12 protein-coding genes and 2 pseudogenes are annotated in these 17,403 nt (G+C 57.1%); 12 read left to right on the top strand and 2 right to left on the bottom strand.

What is annotated here, in order from left to right; all coding sequences use genetic code 11:
* The first annotated feature begins 190 nt into the window (after positions 1–190).
* The 12 genes from DIE22_RS30590 (at position 191) to DIE22_RS30645 (ending at position 15,986) form a co-directional block, all read left to right on the top strand.
* Entirely contained in the window at positions 191–1,303 is a 1,113-nt protein-coding gene (locus DIE22_RS30590) for a porin (RefSeq protein ID WP_124606767.1), read from the top strand.
* A gap of 206 nt (positions 1,304–1,509) precedes the next feature.
* Positions 1,510–2,817 (top strand): extracellular solute-binding protein, encoded by a 1,308-nt coding sequence (locus tag DIE22_RS30595; protein ID WP_260426800.1) that lies wholly within the window; start codon positions 1,510–1,512, stop codon positions 2,815–2,817.
* A gap of 42 nt (positions 2,818–2,859) precedes the next feature.
* A complete protein-coding gene (locus DIE22_RS30600; protein ID WP_260426801.1) occupies positions 2,860–3,777 on the top strand; it encodes a carbohydrate ABC transporter permease in 918 nt (305 codons plus the stop codon).
* 2 nt (positions 3,778–3,779) lie between these two features.
* Entirely contained in the window at positions 3,780–4,637 is an 858-nt protein-coding gene (locus tag DIE22_RS30605; protein ID WP_124606768.1) for a carbohydrate ABC transporter permease, read from the top strand.
* Between the two features lie 54 nt (positions 4,638–4,691).
* Entirely contained in the window at positions 4,692–5,858 is a 1,167-nt protein-coding gene (locus DIE22_RS30610) for an ABC transporter ATP-binding protein (protein WP_124606769.1), read from the top strand.
* Positions 5,859–5,927: 69 nt separating this feature from the next.
* The gene (locus DIE22_RS30615) at positions 5,928–6,695 is read left to right on the top strand and encodes an SDR family NAD(P)-dependent oxidoreductase (RefSeq protein ID WP_124606779.1); all 768 of its coding nucleotides are present in this window, start codon (positions 5,928–5,930) and stop codon (positions 6,693–6,695) included.
* Positions 6,692–7,576 carry an SMP-30/gluconolactonase/LRE family protein gene (locus tag DIE22_RS30620; RefSeq protein ID WP_124606770.1) on the top strand — a complete coding sequence of 295 codons (885 nt, stop codon included), beginning with the start codon at positions 6,692–6,694 and terminating at the stop codon, positions 7,574–7,576. Before DIE22_RS30615 ends, DIE22_RS30620 begins: the two co-directional genes overlap by 4 nt.
* Entirely contained in the window at positions 7,573–9,363 is a 1,791-nt protein-coding gene (locus DIE22_RS30625) for an IlvD/Edd family dehydratase (RefSeq protein WP_124606771.1), read from the top strand. The genes DIE22_RS30620 and DIE22_RS30625 overlap by 4 nt, the downstream gene beginning before the upstream one ends.
* A 405-nt stretch (positions 9,364–9,768) precedes the next feature.
* Positions 9,769–12,216: a glycoside hydrolase family 3 N-terminal domain-containing protein gene (locus DIE22_RS30630; RefSeq protein WP_260426802.1), complete on the top strand. Its 2,448-nt coding sequence runs from the start codon at positions 9,769–9,771 to the stop codon at positions 12,214–12,216.
* 472 nt (positions 12,217–12,688) lie between these two features.
* Positions 12,689–13,867 carry a fumarylacetoacetate hydrolase family protein gene (locus tag DIE22_RS30635; protein WP_124606781.1) on the top strand — a complete coding sequence of 393 codons (1,179 nt, stop codon included), beginning with the start codon at positions 12,689–12,691 and terminating at the stop codon, positions 13,865–13,867.
* A 39-nt stretch (positions 13,868–13,906) separates the two neighbouring features.
* Positions 13,907–15,349: an aldehyde dehydrogenase family protein gene (locus DIE22_RS30640; protein ID WP_124606772.1), complete on the top strand. Its 1,443-nt coding sequence runs from the start codon at positions 13,907–13,909 to the stop codon at positions 15,347–15,349.
* 292 nt (positions 15,350–15,641) lie between these two features.
* A complete protein-coding gene (locus tag DIE22_RS30645; RefSeq protein ID WP_124606773.1) occupies positions 15,642–15,986 on the top strand; it encodes a DUF4148 domain-containing protein in 345 nt (114 codons plus the stop codon).
* 364 nt (positions 15,987–16,350) lie between these two features.
* Here DIE22_RS30645 and DIE22_RS30650 read toward each other — a convergent pair.
* Both DIE22_RS30650 and DIE22_RS30655 read right to left on the bottom strand, forming a co-directional pair.
* A pseudogene (locus DIE22_RS30650) lies at positions 16,351–17,034 on the bottom strand (YopJ family acetyltransferase); the annotation flags it as partial.
* Between the two features lie 57 nt (positions 17,035–17,091).
* Positions 17,092–17,337, bottom strand: a pseudogene (locus tag DIE22_RS30655) (transposase domain-containing protein); the annotation flags it as partial.
* Positions 17,338–17,403 lie beyond the last annotated feature (66 nt).

Here is a 17,403-nt window from a genome sequence, read left to right on the forward strand (position 1 = left end):
GCTACGGTCCGCATTCCGGTGGGTTCGTCCGTATCCCAGGTCGGCTTGGCAAAAACGGCGCTCTAAGTAAATCGTAATCCTAATAAATTCAGATGCTCGAGACGACATCGCGTTCGACTGGTCGCACTTCACCTGGCATGAACACGTTGGACCTCGTTCGCATTTCTGGACAAGGTGATGGAGATAAAAGATGAGAAGAGCATTGCTTGCAGCGTCTTTGCTGTCGATTGGGGTGGGCGCTCAAGCTCAAAGTAGCGTGACCCTGTATGGTCGGATCGATACCGGCATTGAATATGTTAGCGGGCTTGTCAATGGCTCAGGGACCGGCAGTACGTCTCGCTGGCGGGCGGAAAGCGGTGACTGGGGAACAAGCTTGTGGGGCATGAGGGGGACCGAAGACATTGGAGGTGGCACAAAGATCATCTTCAAACTGGAAAACGGTTTCAATGCGATGACTGGCCAGCAAGGCAACGCCACTACGTTTTTTCAGCGCTGGGCGTACGTTGGAGCCCAGAACGACGCATACGGAACTTTGACCGCCGGACGCATGCTTTGGCTCTCGAACGGCGTATGGGACTTTGATCCGCTCGGTCAGTCCAAGTGGTCATCGGCGTCGCTTGTACGTGGCCGCAATTGGCCTCAGACCAGCAATAACATCGCGTACAAATCGCCGGTCTTTGCGGGATTCGACGTGTCGGCCGTATATGCATTGTCTAATTCAACGAGCTTTAATGCACCGGGCATTGCCGGCGGGCAGGGGCGGTCGGACGGGGTCCAGGTGACCTACACATCACCGCTGTTCCAGGCCCGTGGCATTTACGACGAAGTGCGAAATCCTGCGACGGGCCGCTTCGACGATGTATTCAATTACTCTCGAGAATACTTTGGGGGATTGAACGTCTTCCTTGGTCAATTCAAGTTGCAGGCCGTCTACCAGGCCTCAGTGGCGCCGGCGGCAGTGGCAGGAATGCCTACCCGCACACAGCAGGAGTGGGGAGGCGTGACTTGGCGTGCGTCGCCGTTCGCTTCACTGATTGGTGCGGTCTACCACGTGAACACCAATCACGGGGGGGGGAATGCAACGATCTACACAGTTGGCGGAACGTATTACCTGTCCAAGCGCACGCTCCTCGACTTTCAGGCGGCGACTGTCCGAAACAGCAAAAATGCCAATTTCGGCCTGAGCGCTAATGCAGCCGGCCATGGTGGGCCGTCGAGCGCCTCGAGCACGGGCTTTAACGATAATCCGCTGCCTGGGCATAGCCAGTCCGGTTTCTACCTCGGCATCCAGCACTCGTTCTGAGTCGGCTGATACGGAACGTTCCACAACGGCGCGGCACTGTCGCATGGGTCAGGCGGAAGTGCGGCCGTTCGCACTTTGACTCTTTTACCCGGGTAGCAGATCGTGCAGGTAAACCCTCATGGTATGCAGTGGCACCCGTGTGTAACCTTTTATAACGTTAGCGATAACGCTATTGCAGAAAGTTGATTCGTACAAGGAGACAAGACATGAGATGGTCTACCCGCCGCGCATCAGCGATGGCTCAGAGCACGGCAGTGTCGCTGTGTGTGGTAGCGGCAACCTGGGCAGTGACCGTCAATGCCCAATCCGGTAATGCGACTATCACCGAATGGGATCACCGTACGTCGGGCAACGCGCCGAAGATCATGCGCGAAGCTGCGGATCGTTTCGAGAAAGCGAATCCAGCCTTCAAGGTCGATGACTCGCACGTACTCAACGATCCGTATAAGGCCAAACTGAAAGTGGCGTTCGGTGCGGGGCAGCCTCCGTGCGTCTTCGATACTTGGGGCGGAGGGCCGCTGCGCGAGTATGTCAAGGCTGGCCAGGTGGTAGACCTCACGCCGTATCTACAGAAGGATCCTGCATTTCGCGATCGATTTCTCCCGGCTGCATGGCAAGCGGTGACCTATCAAAACAAGGTCTACGGCATTCCGACTGAGAACATGACTGCAGCCGTTGTCTTTTACAACAAGGATCTGTTCAAACAATACAACGTGAATCCGCCGGCGACCTGGGACGAATTGATGAGCGTCATCAATGTGTTCAAGTCGCACGGGATCGCGCCGTTCGCTCTCGCCAACAGGAACAAATGGACTGGTTCGATGTACTACCAGTATCTGGTCGACCGACTGGGTGGTCCGCAAGTGTTTCGGAAGGCGGCAGATCGCGCACCCGGCGGAAGTTTTTCCGACCCTGTCTTTGTGGAAGCAGGAAAGTACCTCCAGCAGCTCGTCAAGGCAGGCGCGTTCGCACCAGGATACAACGGTCTTGATTACGACCTTGGTGCTTCAAGGCGACTGTTGTATTCGGGGCGTGCGGCAATGGAGTTGATGGGAGGGTGGGAGTTTGCGACGATCCAGAAGGAGAATCCGGCTTTCTACAAAAAACTTGATTTCTTCCCATTTCCGCGCGTTCCAGGTGGTAAAGGGGATCCGCGTGACTTGGTCGGTACCCTTGGCGATAGCTTCACAAGTATTTCGACGCAATGCAAGGACCGCGACGCCGCCTTCAATTTGATCAAGAAGATTACGGATGACGTGTCGATGCAGGCACGAGTCGCCGACGCACGCATCCCCCCGGTCAAGAATATGGTCGTGAACGACCCGTTTCTCAAGCGCTTGCAAGAATTGATTGCGCTGGCGCCCAGTGTTCAGCTTTGGTATGACCAGGAGCTTTCGCCCAAGCTGGGTGAATTGCACAAGGATACTACGCAGGCACTGTTTGGATTGTCAGCAAGTCCCGAAGAGGCCGCACAAGAGATGGAAGCGGCAGCAAAGGCAGATGCGAGTCGATAACACACGAAATTGCCCGGTGAGATGACGGGCCAGGAGGCGATCTTGGGTATTGCGCTATCAGTTGGTTCCGCGCAGCAGCAACGGGTTCAGTCACGCTGGCTCGTCATCACTTTGCTACTTGCGCCTTCAATGGTGCTGCTGACGATATTTCTGATTTATCCGCTGATTTCGAGTCTTCGCTTGTCCACGCAGGACTGGAACGGACTGGGCAGCAATGCACATTTTGTTGGGCTGGCGAACTGGATACGACTTGCACACGACGCCATATTCTGGAAGGCGCTCGGCAACAACCTGCTGCTTGCCATTTTCTCGATTGTCGTCCAGTTGCCGATCGCGCTCGTGCTTGCGGTGCTGCTCGAGAAGGCTGGTCGTGGCTCCAGGCTGCTCAAGATCTTGTACTTCCTCCCGATGCTGATGTCGAGTGTCGCGATTGGGGTGCTTTTCAAGAACGTGTATGACCCAAATTTCGGGCCATTGAATGCCCTGCTCCATGCTATCGGCCTGGATTCTTTTGCGCAGGACTGGCTCGGAGATACGCGATTCTCATTAGCAGCGACGATTGCGGTGATCTGCTGGCAAAACGTTCCTTTTTACATGATTCTCTTTCTTGCCGGACTCTCGTCATTTGCGCCGGAACTGGCGGAGGCGGCTGTCCTCGACGGCGCTTCCGAATGGACCATCTTCTGGCGGATCAAGCTGCCGCACCTGCAGGGGACAATCCGCACCGCCGTGATGCTCTCGGTGCTGGGATCACTTCGCTATTTCGACCTTGTATTCGTGATGACGGGCGGGGGGCCAGAGAGTTCCTCGGAATTGATGGCGACTTACATGTATCGCACAGTGTTCAATTCATTTCAGCTTGGTTATGGCAGCACGATTGCGTCGGCGATGTTCATCATCGTTGCCCTTGTTGCGGCAATTGTCATGCGTGCGACGCGGCGATATGCGACGGAGGCTTGAAAATGACACGTACATCGAATCAGACAGCGCTTCGGCGTCGCTCGGCAAAGTTTCGACCTGGCTTGCTGTTGCTCGGCTTGGCGTGGCTGGCTGTCACCACTATTCCTTTCCTGTTCGTCATCGTCACGAGTTTCAAGACGCAAGAGGAGACGTACTCGGCCTCCGTATGGGCACTTCCGTCCAGCCTGAATTTCGTCAACTATCGCGAAGTCCTGCATGGCGCCTTCCTCGGTTATTTGGAGAATAGTGTCTTCGTCGTTGGGCTTTCGGTATTGTTGATCGTGCTTTTCAGTTCGATGGCAGCGTTCGTCTTTGCACGCATGCGCTTCCGCTTGAACGCCGCGCTCTTCAGTATCGTTGTGGCGGGCATGATTGTGCCATTGCATGCCGCGTTGGTTCCGGTCTACCTGCTAACGCGCAATATGGGCCTCTACGATACCCAGTTCGCATTGATCGGACCGTACGTGGCACTGCATTTGCCGGTCTCGATCTTCATCATGACCGAGTTCATGCGGCAAATTCCGCGCGAGCTGGAGGAAGCGGCGCAGCTTGACGGTTGTGGGCCATTCAAGATTTTCTGGCGGATTTTCTTCCCGCTGTCGACGCCCGGACTCGCAACTGTGGCGATCTACAACGGCATCGCGCTGTGGAACGAATTCATCTTCGCGTATGTGCTGACGTCGACGCCAACACATCGAACGTTGCCACTGGCGTTGTGGGACTTCCAAGGCGAGTATGCGTCCAACATACCCGCAATGTTGTGCGTTGTCACGTTGACATCGCTGCCCCTCATCGTGGCGTATGCATTCGGGCAAGAGCGAATCATCCGCGGCATGATGGCCGGTTCGCTGAAGGGCTAGCGAATACGTGAGCAATGATGCAATTCAGTTTGAATTTCTCAAATAGAGCGAGTCATGGCAAGCATTACTCTTACTGACATTCAGAAGGCATATGACGGTAGCGTGCCAGTCATCCGGAACGTCAATCTGGATATCGGAACGACCGAATTCTGTGTCTTTCTCGGCCCGTCCGGTTGTGGCAAGTCAACTCTGCTACGCATGATCGCGGGCCTGGAATCGATTACTGCCGGCGAACTTCGCATCGATGGACAGCGGATGAACGAAGTACATCCATCTCAACGCCACGTTGCGATGGTATTTCAGAACTATGCGCTGTATCCGCACATGAGCGTATATGAAAACATGGCGTTCGGGCTGCGTCAGGCCAAAGTCGACAGAACAACAATCGATCGCAAGGTGCGGGAGGCCGCAGCAGCGCTCCAGCTTGACAAGTTGCTGGAACGTCGGCCGGCAGCGCTGTCCGGCGGGCAGCGGCAGCGCGTTGCGATTGGACGGGCAATCGTTCGTGAGCCTGGCGTCTTCCTGTTCGATGAGCCGCTATCGAACCTTGATGCAGCACTACGCGTGCAAACTCGTACCGAAATCGCTCGCTTGCATCGGGAGTTCAACAACGCGAGCGCGATCTATGTCACGCACGACCAGATCGAGGCAATGGCGCTGGCCGACAAGATCGTGCTGTTGCACGCTGGCGCTGATATGGAGCGGCATGGAAGTATCGCGCAAGTTGGGGCGCCGCTGGAGCTCTATCATCACCCGAAGAGCCTCTTTGTCGCCAGTTTCATTGGGTCGCCCAAGATGAATTTCATACCCGGCGTCATTTCTTCGATCGACGAGATGGGTGTGGAAATTCGCGTATCCAATGGGGAAAAACTGCGGGCGGCGGTCGATGGCCACAACGCGCACGTCGGGATGGCCGTGACGTACGGTATTCGTCCGGAACATCTAATGCGTGCCGAGGGCGGCGTTCTTGGGTCGCTCATTCGCGGTAACGTGTGCTTGACTGAGAGGTTCGGTGAGCACAGCTATGTGCATGTTGCTACTGATGAAAACCTAAACTTGAAGCTGATCGCGAAGCTGCCTGGTGACGGGGGGGTTATACGTGACGAACCGATTGTGTTGGTCGCGCCAGCACATGCGGCGCATGTCTTCGACGACCAGGGATTGGCACTCCCACATTTAAAAAAGGCTCAAGTTCACCAGTTTACCGGATTTGCTGCTTGATGTAGTCCATCGAGCGAGAGAGTCGAAATGCCCTTTGAAAAAATGACGAATCAATCGGAATCCAAATCTATGTCTTACGCAATATATCCAAGCCTCAGAAACAAGACCGTCGTAATCACTGGCGGTGGTAGCGGTATTGGTGCCTCAATTGTGGAGGCATTCGCTCAGCAGGATAGCCGCGTGGTCTTCCTTGATGTGGCCGAGGAAGACTCGCTCAACTTGCAAGACGGATTGCGCGCTACGACGCACCCGCCATCGTTTCGCCGATGCGATCTACGGAATACCGACGAAATTCAGCAGGCGTTTTTCGAGATCGAGGAGTCGGTGGGGCCTATCGAGATCTTGGTGAACAACGCTGGCAACGATGATCGGCATGAGATTGGCAGGGTAACGACGGACTACTGGGATGACCGAATCGCAGTCAACATTCGCCACCAATTCTTTTGCGCGCAAGCCGCAGCCGAGAGCATGCGCAAGATTGGTCGCGGTGTGATCCTCAACCTCGGCTCCATTGCCTGGCACCTCGCGTTGAAAAATCTGTCGATTTACATGACTGCAAAGGCCGGTATAGAAGGGATGACGCACGGACTTGCGCGCGATCTCGGCGCGCACGGCATTCGAGTCAACTGCATCGTGCCCGGGGCCGTCCGAACCCCTCGACAGATGAAGCTGTGGCAATCGGCGGCGAGTGAGGCAAAGCTCGTTGCCGCCCAATGCCTGAATCAGCGTGTCGAGCCGGAGCACGTCGCTCGCATGGCCCTCTTTTTGGCCTCGGATGACGCTTCCCGTTGCACGGGGCGCGAATACTTCGTCGATGCCGGATGGTACGGTGCATGATTGCGAGTCAGCCTGTTTGCGTCTGGACGGTTAACGCCGAGCTTGGCGAGGGGCCGGTTTGGGTTAAGGATGAACATGCGGTCTACTTCGTCGATATCAAAGCTCGGCGCATTCATCGGTTCTCGGAGGAAACCCGACAGACGAACACCTGGACGGCACCGTCCGAGCCGGGGTTCGTTGTGCCGCTTGGATCGCGATCGTTCGTGTGTGGGCTACGCGATGGTTTGTATCGTTTTGACACGGACAACGAGCAGTTCATGGAAATGAGTGCCGTTGAGCGACGTTTGCGTGGTAACCGACTCAATGATGGATTTGTCGATAACGCTGGTCGACTTTGGTTCGGCTCGATGGACGATGCCGAAAAAATTGCGACGGGATCGCTATATCGCCTAAGCGACGATGGCTACGCGACTGCCGTCGACACGGGGTACGTAATTACAAATGGACCCGCATCGAGTCCGGATGGTCGAACGCTCTATCACAACGACACCCTGAAGCGTTTCGTGTATGCGTTCGATGTCGGTATGGACGGAGCGCTATCGAACAAGCGCGTATTCGCATCGATACTCGGGCCTGGCTATCCAGACGGAATGGCCGTTGATGCGGATGGCTTCGTTTGGGTTGCGTTGTTCGGTGGGGCATGTATCCAGCGCTTTTCGCCAGAGGGAGTACTCACAGGGCAGGTGACGTTTCCGTGCTCGAACGTCACCAAGCTGACCTTTGGTGGAGACGACCTTCGCACTGTATATGTCACGACAGCCTGGAAGGGCTTGTCGCTTGCAGACCGCTCGCAGCAACCACTTGCAGGCGGGCTGTTTTCGTTCCGCTCGTCTACACCCGGCCAGCCGCAAATGAGATGCACCAAAGGAATTCGACAATGAAACAAGCAGAGGGCTCAATCCGCCGGTTACGCTCGCAAGACTGGTTCGACAATGTCGAGCGCATCGACATGACGGCGCTGTATCTCGAGCGCTTCATGAATTATGGCCTTACCCCGGATGAGCTGCGGTCCGGCAAGCCGATTATTGGCATCGCCCAATCCGGGAGTGACATTAGTCCGTGCAACCGGATCCATCTCGACCTCGCGCGCCGTGTACGCGACGGCATTCGCGACGCGGGTGGCATTCCGATGGAATTTCCAGTGCATCCGGTATTCGAGAACTGCCGACGCCCAACGGCGGCGCTGGACCGCAATCTGGCGTACCTCGGACTGGTCGAGATCCTGCACGGATATCCACTCGACGGTGTCGTTTTGACGACTGGCTGCGACAAGACCACGCCGTCGCAGGTCATGGCCGCCGCCACGGTGGACATTCCGTCCATTGTGTTGTCGGGTGGCCCCATGTTGGACGGTTGGTTCGAGGGTGAACTGGCGGGCTCGGGAGCGAGCATCTGGAAGGGCCGAAAGCAACTGGCGGCGGGGCAAATCGACGAAGCAAAGTTTCTCCAGATCGCAGCCGCGTCGGCACCTTCGGCAGGTCACTGCAACACGATGGGCACGGCGCTCACGATGAACTCGCTCGCCGAGGCATTGGGTTTGTCGTTGACCGGATGCGCGGCGATCCCGGCGCCGTATCGCGAGCGAGGTCAGGTCGCATACGAGACCGGACGCCGCATCGTGGAACTCGTGCGTCAGGACATTCGGCCGTCGCACATCTTGACTCGCGATGCATTTCTCGACGCCATTGTCGTGAACACGGCGATCGGTGGTTCGACGAACGCGCATCCTCACATCATGGCAATGGCGCGCCATGCGGGTGTCGAATTGAGTGCGGACGACTGGATGACGTATGGCTATGACATTCCACTGCTCGTCAATCTTCAGCCGGCCGGGGAGTATCTGGGAGAGCGCTTTCATCGGGCTGGCGGCGTGCCGGCGGTGATGCGGGAACTGCAACGTGCCGGAAAATTGCGTGCAGAGAGAACGACGGTCACCGGGCGAACGATGGCAGAAAACATCGATGACTGGTCCCCGACTGTTGACAGTGAAGTCATCAAAGCGTACGACACGCCGCTCAAGCGTCAGGCCGGCTTCCGAGTGCTTCGCGGGAACCTGTTTGACTTTGCGATCGTGAAGACCAGCGTGATTTCGAACGAGTTTCGCGCGCGCTACCTGATGAAGCCTGGCAGCGAGAACGTGTTCGAATGTCGAGCTGTCGTATTCGAGAGTTCCGACGATTACCATGCCCGGATCAATGATCCGGAGCTCGGCATCGACGAGCAGACCATCCTGGTGATTCGAGGCGCCGGTCCGGTCGGCTGGCCCGGTTCTGCGGAAGTGGTCAACATGCAGCCGCCTGACGCACTGTTACGTCGTGGCATTACCAGCCTGCCGACCCTCGGCGATGGTCGCCAATCCGGTACCTCGAACAGCCCGTCGATCCTGCACGCCTCGCCTGAGAGTGCGGTGGGCGGAAGGCTGGCCTTTTTACGAACTGGCGATATCGTCCGTATTGATCTCGAGCAGGGCACATGTGATGCGCTTGTCAGCGAGGCAGAGTTTGATCGGCGCAAGGAGGCCGGAGTACCGCCGATACCCCCTTCGCAGACGCCTTGGCAGGAGATCTACCGAAGCACGGTCGGCCAGTTGGAGTCGGGCGCATGTATGGAGCGTGCGCTGAAATATCGCGGTGTGGCGGACGAGGCACTGCCAAGACACAACCACTAACGTATTCGGCGTGTCCAAGTGGCGATTCGCCTAATTGACCTCGTTCTACAGCGAGGCGGAACGCCGATACGCCACGTGATTCGCGCAGGAAAATGCGGGTGTGTTATGGTTTAATTTAGAAATACTAAATTAATATCGAATTAGTTTGGCTGATGGAATTTGGAAAATCGGTTCCTCGCCTGCGACTTGGCCGCCGGTCGTCCGCGATCACCTCTGGACCTTCGGCATTCGGGCACCCGCCGCAGTCCCACGACATGTGGTCTGTTGGGCGCTATCGGCAGCCAGTCGTCTCGTACGTCGTAGCAGTGAAGATTTCAACCCAACATGTGTGACCGATCACAACGTCGATCTCGGCATTTCCGGCGCGATGGTCGCGATTCACATTTGACCCAATAGGAGTATTTCATGTCGATGGACAATACGTCGAAGACCCCGTTGTATCTCAATCCCGATGCGACGATCGAGCAACGTGTCGAGGACCTATTCGGTCGGATGACGCTCGACGAGAAGATCGCGCAGCTTCATGCCGGCTGGTTGAAACTGTCGTCGGACGGCAATCATCAATGGCGTGTCGCGGAATTCGCGCAACGAAAAACCGATATTTCGGTCGACACCCTGCTGCAGCATGGACTCGGGCAGATTACGCGGCCTTTGGGGACGCATACCGTCGACCCCAAGGAAGGGGTCCGGGCATTCAACGTGCTGCAGCGCAGGATGATCGAGGAAACGCGTCTCGGTATTCCCGTCATGTCGCACGAGGAGTGTCTGGTGGGGTTGATGATCAAGGACGCCACCTTGTTTCCTGCGCCGTTGAACTACGCGGCAACCTGGAATCCCGGGTTGATCGAGCAGGTCGGCCACATCATCGGTCAGCAAGCGCGCTCGATCGGCTGCCATCAAGGTCTCGCGCCTGTGCTCGATGTGTCGAGGGATCCACGCTGGGGGCGGACCGAAGAGACACTCGGCGAAGACCCGTACCTCGTAGGCGTATTGGCGTGCCAGTATGTCAAGGGGCTGCAAGGCGAACGCCGTGACCTGATCGCAACCCTCAAGCACTTTGCCGGGCATTCCGCAGGTGAGGGTGGCCGCAATCACGCGCCGGTTCATATCGGTCGCCGGGAATTTAATGACATTTTCCTGCTGCCGTTCGAGATGGCCATCAAGTTGGCAGATGCCGGTTCCGTAATGCCGGCGTATCACGATGTCGACGGTGTGCCTTGCCATGCGAGTTCCGAGCTTCTGACCGACATTCTGCGCGATAAATGGGGTTTTGACGGTCTTGTCGTTGCCGACTACGTCGGTGTGAGCCTTCTCTATACCCATCACGGCGTTGCGCGCGACGCTGGGGCCGCTGCCGCGTTGGCATTCAATGCCGGACTGGACGTGGAATTGCCGGGGCATGAGTGTGCACTCAACCTGAAGCAGGCGTTGGCACGCGGTGAAACCAGCGAGACTGTGCTGGATCAGGCGGTGAAGCGCGTGTTGGCCATGAAGTTCCGGCTCGGCCTGTTTGAGCGTCCGTACGCTGATCCCGAGCGCGTCGAATTGCGCAGCGAGGCGGCCTCCCAGACCGCCTATCAAATCGCGGCGGAGTCCGCGGTGCTCCTCCATAACGACGGCACGTTGCCTCTCAGTGTCGTTGACACGAAGAAGATTGCAGTAATTGGACCGACCGCAGACGATCCGCTCGCGCTCCTGGCTGGGTATAGTTTCCCAGTGCACCTCATCAACGCTGGCGAGAACGCACAGGCGCCGATCGAAACGCCGTTGCAGACGCTTCGGCAGACCTTCGGTGAGGCACGAGTGATCTACGCGAAAGGTTGCGACATCATCAAGCAGCGTCGCGCGGGTGCTGCGGTCTATCCAGGTGACGTCGACATGAACGACGCGATCAACAACGATCGTGATTCGCTCGTCAGCACGGACAAAGCGCAGATCGCTGATGCCGTGGCCGCCGCGAAGGCGTCTGACGTGGCCGTGGTTTTCGTGGGCGATCTTGCTGGCCTGTTTCAATCCGGCACCGTCGGCGAGGGTTCCGATACCGACAGTCTCGATTTGCCTGGTGTCCAGCAGGCCCTCGTTGAGGCCGTCGTCGAGACGGGTACGCCGACGGTGATTGTCCTCACTGGCGGGCGACCGTACAACCTTGGCGGGCTGGAAGGTCATGCCGCCGCGGAGATCATGGCGTTTACCCCCGGTGAAGGTGGGGCACGCGCACTGGCGGACCTGCTGACGGGGCGCGTCAATTTCTCAGGACGCCTGCCGCTTTCCGTGCCTAAGAGCGCCGGCGCGGTCCCCTACACCTACAACCATCGCCTGAAGAGTGCCGGGACGCCAATTGCCTATCACTTCGGATCGCGCTATCCGTTCGGCTTCGGGTTGAGCTACACGCAGTTCCGTTATAGCGACTTGCAATTGAGCAAGCGTGAAGTGCGTATCGACGACGGCACGATTGAATTGCAGTTCGTGGTCGAGAACGTTGGTGAGCGGTCCGGTACCGAAATCGCGCAGGTTTACGTGCGCGACCCGATCGCGTCGCTCGTCAGACCGGTGCGTGAATTGAAGGCATTTGCGCGAGTGTCCCTCGAGGCAGGTGCTCGTGCGACGGTTCGTATCCTGATTCCAGTCGACATGCTCAACTTCACGGACGAGCGTGGGGAACGCATTGTCGAGGCGGGCGAATTCGAAGTGATGGTCGGCAGTTCGAGTCGTGACATCCACCTGAATGGTACGGCGATGGTCGTGGGCGATCGGAGCCGGACACTGCCGAAGAATTGGCGGATGCTCAGCGAAGCTACGGTCGAGGTGGGAGCAACTGCGTTTGAGAGCGTCGTCGACGCGGCAGGTGTCTGAGGCGAGGTCTTAGGAAGGAGATCTGCGGGGCACGACTAGCGCTCCGCTCCACAAATTGACGAAGACATCACATAAAGTTTGTTGTGTGCTCTTGACGAACGGGTTTATGTGAATCGACGATTATTCGATACAAGAAATAGGCACCACCGTCTCGGTCAGAAAGGACACGGCCGAGGCCGGCGCGGCGTCGACGAGGAAACTAACCTCGGCTCGGGTGTGCGCTACGCCGAATTGGACCGGACGGTGTCGTTCAAGTACGAAATTCGAGATCGCACGCGCATGCCGTTTCAGGATCTGTATCGCAACGCAGATGGCTAGCTTTCGACGATTGGCTGCCACACACCCGCGATGCTTCACCTGAAGCTAATCGCGGAGCGTGGTAGTGCCACACACTTACTCTTGAAACAGAGGTGAGCCCGTTTAGTACAGGAGCGCCGGCTCGACTTGATCAATGATCGAGGAAATATCTTCTATGAATGCAATATCTCAACCTGCGTTACTGCCTCAGGACGTCGAACAGGCGCTCCTCGTTGGGCGCGTCTGGCGTAAGGCCGGGGAGCACGAAGGGCCCTGCGTGGTCGTAGTGCGTTCTGGCGAAGTCTTTGACATTACAGCCAGCGCACCCACTACAGCTGACCTTTTCGAGCGCGAAGACATCGTACGATTTGCGAGCACTGTGGCAGGGGAATCGCTGGGATCCGTCGATGAGCTGGTGGCATCAAACAAACCGGGATCTGAAGCCCCAGCAGTTCGCTTACTTGCACCTTGTGATCTTCAGGCGATCAAGGCATGTGGTGTGACGTTTGCAGTAAGCCTCATCGAACGGGTGATTGAAGAGCAGGCCGGTGGCGACCCGGCGAAAGCAAAGGAAGTGCGTGAAATCATTACCTCCACGGTTGGTAGTGATTTGTCGAAGATCAAGCCCGGTTCGGAAGCAGCGTCGAAACTCAAGGTCGAACTCGAGCGACGCGGCGCGTGGTCACAGTACATGGAAGTGGGCATTGGGCCGGATGCTGAGGTTTTCTCGAAATCACAGCCAATGTCAGCCGTTGGTTTTGGCGCAGAGGTGGGGCTACTCCCGTCATCGAACTGGAACAATCCGGAACCGGAAATCGTGCTCGCAGTAAACGGTCGTGGAGAGGTTGTCGGCGCGACCCTCGGAAATGACGTCAATTTGCGAGATATCGAGGGACGTTCTGCGCTGCTGCTCGGGAAGTGCAAGGATAACAACGGTTCCTGTGCAATCGGTCCGTTCATCCGTCTTTTTGATCAGTCGTTCGATATCGATTCTATCCGTGCCGCCAGCGTCTCTTTGCGCGTCGAAGGATTGGATGATGGTTTCCTGCTCGAAGGGGTGAGTCACATGCGGGAAATCAGCCGTGATCCGCTCGATCTTGTCGCACAGACGTGGGGGCGTCATCACCAGTATCCGGATGGGTTCATGCTGTTTCTCGGCACCATGTTCTCGCCGATCAAGGATCGGGATGCCCTGGGGCACGGCTTCACACATCACCTGGGCGATCGGGTGACAATTTCGACGCCACAACTGGGTGGACTGGCTAACGCCGTACAACTGAGCACGGAAATTCCGCCATGGAGGTTTGGTGTGCGCGCCCTCTACCAGAACCTGGCGGCGCGGGGCCTGCTATAGGCGATGTCTCGCAAAAATCACTACATCATTGGAATTGCGATGAATCAATTTGACAACTATATCGATGGTCAGTGGGTGCCCGGTGCGAGCGTTTCGCCAAATGTGAATCCTTCGAACATCGAAGACATCATTGGCGAATTTGCGCAGGCCGATGCCGTTCAGACAGCACGTGCGGTGGCTGCGGCGCGCAAGGCATTCGAAAAGTGGGCACTGTCGACACCGCAGCAGCGCTTTGATCTGCTGGACCAGGTCGGCAATACGATTCTTGCGCGCAAAGAAGAACTCGGTCGGCTCCTTGCCCGCGAAGAGGGCAAGACACTTCCGGAGGCTATCGGCGAAGTCGGGCGCGCTGCGCAGATCTTCAAGTTCTTCGCGGGCGAAGCGTTGCGCATGGGGGGCGAATTGGTTCCGTCAGTGCGCCCGGGCATGACGGTCGAGATTACGCGAGAGCCCATTGGCGTGATTGGACTTGTGACACCATGGAATTTTCCTATAGCGATTCCTGCTTGGAAAATCGCGCCGGCACTTGCCTATGGTAATACCGTCGTCATCAAGCCCGCTGATCTGGTACCTGCGAGCACATGGGAACTGGTCAAAATGATTGTTGATGCCGGTGTGCCCGCTGGTGTTATCAATCTTGTGATGGGCCGAGGCTCGGTCGTTGGCGAAGCCATTGTAAATTCACCCGATGTGGATGCAGTGAGCTTTACAGGTTCGGTCGCGACGGGGCGTGCTATCGGCGAAAAGTGTTTTGCTTCGGGCAAGAAGTTTCAGCTGGAGATGGGCGGAAAGAACCCAATGGTCGTACTCGACGACGCTGACCTCGACGTCGCTGTCGAAGCATGCATCAACGGAGCATTCTTCTCGACTGGACAGCGTTGTACCGCCTCAAGCCGTCTTATTGTTACCGAAGGCATTCATGATCGTTTCGTTGACGCAATGATCACCCGCATGCGGACATTGAAAGTTTGCGATGCTCTGGCCGAAGGTACGCACATTGGGCCGGTAGTCGATAGGAAGCAGCTTCAGCAGGACGAGCACTACATTGCGATTGCGCGGGAAGAAGGTGGCACGGTGTTTGGTGGCGAACGACTTGAACACAACACGACCGGCTATTTTCTGGCGCCAGCACTTGTAACTGGCACGACCGCGGCAATGCGTATCAATCGTGAAGAAGTTTTCGGTCCGGTCGCCTCGGTCATCAAGGTCAAGGACTATGAAGAGGCATTGAGGGTGGCGAATGACACCGAGTTCGGTCTTTCAGCAGGTATCTGCACGACTTCGCTCAAATACGCGACCCACTTCCGCCGCCATGTGCAAGCAGGAATGGTTATGGTCAACACGGCAACAGCAGGGGTGGACTATCACGTGCCATTCGGTGGGAGGAAAGGCTCAAGCTATGGTCCACGCGAGCAGGGTAGCTACGCACGCGAGTTTTACACGACTGTCAAAACCTCCTACGTCAATCCGGGCACTCTGTAAGTGAAGGGCTAAACGGCAGCGGGCGATCAAAGCGACGGGTAAATATGTGGTGTAGGTGGGAGTATCCATGCTCGCCATTCTCGGATGTTTTCGGCTTTTTCTTGGTTGCAACGTGCAGGATTCTAATGGGTATGTCGTGTCAAAAGAAAAGATTGTCGAGTGGCTCTGCTGGTATCAAAGATAAACTAACGCAATTAAGACGCGTAAATTAGAACGCAATGTTGCGTCGTTTCTGATTTCACGTTATCAAGCGTTTTTTCAAGATTTTATAAATAAAATTGGATATTAATAAATGAAATGCCATATCAAAGAATTTGCACTCGCTGCTGTCGCCGCAGCATTCTTAATCGGAGGCGCGGTGCCGGCTTTTGCGCAGGCATCGGCGAGCGCGCCTGCCGCAACGCAAGATGCCAAGGCGGCCGAAAAGGAAGCGAAGAGGCAGGCAAAGAAGCAAGCGCGGCAGGAAGCTAGGGCTCAGCGGAAAGCCGAGCGCAAGGCTGCTCGCGCGAAAAGTGGCGCTGAGTTGAAGAGGCTAGAAGCAGCGGGATACAAGCCGGCTGCAAATGATCCGAACTATCCGGAAGATCTGCAGAACGCCGAGAAAAAGGCGGGCGCCGCGGCAGGCGCGAGCCGGTAAACAGTGGACGGGCGGTGTGCCATGCAGTTTCATGGCGTACCGCCTGCGCCGACCGCGATCGCGGTGTAAGCACTCGATCCGTACGTGAGCGTGGGAAAACTGGGGAGACGGATCTCGTCAGGTATCCGTTGCTTACGGCAGTATGTTCTGTACATCGACGGCTACCGGCGACGCTGACCCGATGCGCTTGCCGTAATCCGTGTCGGCAATCTGGAGCGTCGAGATGCGACAAGGGTAAGCGCTCGAGAATCCACCCCTTAGCCGGTGATGCAGGAGGTCGACAGGAACCTGCCTGGGTTAGGGTTCCCTGCAAATAAACAGACGGCCCTGTGATCGATGTAGACCTGGGCCGAATGCCTGTCCCCTACGGCTTCGCCTGTTGCTGATTCGCCTGCCGCAAGAGCTTCGTCATATGCGCGACCGCTTGCGGCGGTGCTGAGTCTAGGTAAGCGACGGCGCGATTCAGCAGTGAAACCCGCTTGTGCTCGATCGAAGTGCTCAGCTTGGCCGTCTTGAATGGCTGGGTCGGTGCAGACGAGTCATCGTCGACCCGATTCAGCACTTGCCGCTCAACGAGATGCCGGTTCGTTCTCGCTTCTAATGTCTCCTGCTTCTTGTTGACCGGCGCTTCCGCCTGATCCGGATGTTCGCTGAGGTATCGCCTGACCGAACTGCTGGCGTGGCTGTGTTTCATCATGCTGGTGTCAATGAGAGGGGCACCGTCCAGCACGAGTAGTGCCCCGAGTTCCTCGGTCGTTTTGGATCGCGACACCAGCGGCGCCGGATCGCTTCCGGTGCGAAGCGCGTCGTGCAACGCCGTGAAATCGGCTTCCCTGGCATGCATCTTCAGTGCGAGCGACATTGAGAATATCCGGCAGCCAAAAGCGGACTTCTGCAAGTCAACCGGGATGAACGCGCACTTTGCGTGCCGGCCAGCCTCGCTACTGATGTTGTCGGCGTAGCCGTCGTACTCGTTCTCGTCTTTTTCCTTGCGCAAGGGGTCGACGACGATCACGGTTGTGCCTTGCTCGTCTTTTCGGATGTCGGCTGCTCGTGTATGCGGGACATCAGTAAGCGGCCAGCCAACGCATCTTGACGAGCGAGTTTAGGCGGCGGTCGAGACAGGCTGCCAGCGATGCGGCAGTAGCGCGTCGATGTCGCTGGCCTTGTGGGTCGGCAAGCGTGTGAGGACGTCCTTCAGATAGGCGAGCGGATCGAGCCCGTTCAGTTGCGCCGAACGAATCAAGCTCATGATGGCGGCCGCTCGCTGCCCCGCGCGCAGCGATCCGGCGAACAACCAATTGGACCGGCCGACTGCCCACGGACGGATTTGATTTTCGACCCAGTTATGCCGACTTCCGGATTATGCCGCGTCATACATGCACGTGGCGGTGGGTATGGCCCTCCGTGATTGCTG

Source organism: Burkholderia sp. Bp9142 (genome assembly GCF_003853415.1).
GTDB lineage: Bacteria > Pseudomonadota > Gammaproteobacteria > Burkholderiales > Burkholderiaceae > Burkholderia.

Coding starts and splice junctions, on each gene's coding strand:
- DIE22_RS30635 (WP_124606781.1), top strand. CDS start 12,689: ATGAATGCAATATCTCAACCTGCGTTACTGCCTCAGGACGTCGAACAG.
- DIE22_RS30630 (WP_260426802.1), top strand. CDS start 9,769: ATGTCGATGGACAATACGTCGAAGACCCCGTTGTATCTCAATCCCGAT.
- DIE22_RS30620 (WP_124606770.1), top strand. CDS start 6,692: ATGATTGCGAGTCAGCCTGTTTGCGTCTGGACGGTTAACGCCGAGCTT.
- DIE22_RS30645 (WP_124606773.1), top strand. CDS start 15,642: ATGAAATGCCATATCAAAGAATTTGCACTCGCTGCTGTCGCCGCAGCA.
- DIE22_RS30595 (WP_260426800.1), top strand. CDS start 1,510: ATGAGATGGTCTACCCGCCGCGCATCAGCGATGGCTCAGAGCACGGCA.
- DIE22_RS30625 (WP_124606771.1), top strand. CDS start 7,573: ATGAAACAAGCAGAGGGCTCAATCCGCCGGTTACGCTCGCAAGACTGG.
- DIE22_RS30610 (WP_124606769.1), top strand. CDS start 4,692: ATGGCAAGCATTACTCTTACTGACATTCAGAAGGCATATGACGGTAGC.
- DIE22_RS30640 (WP_124606772.1), top strand. CDS start 13,907: ATGAATCAATTTGACAACTATATCGATGGTCAGTGGGTGCCCGGTGCG.
- DIE22_RS30590 (WP_124606767.1), top strand. CDS start 191: ATGAGAAGAGCATTGCTTGCAGCGTCTTTGCTGTCGATTGGGGTGGGC.
- DIE22_RS30605 (WP_124606768.1), top strand. CDS start 3,780: ATGACACGTACATCGAATCAGACAGCGCTTCGGCGTCGCTCGGCAAAG.
- DIE22_RS30615 (WP_124606779.1), top strand. CDS start 5,928: ATGTCTTACGCAATATATCCAAGCCTCAGAAACAAGACCGTCGTAATC.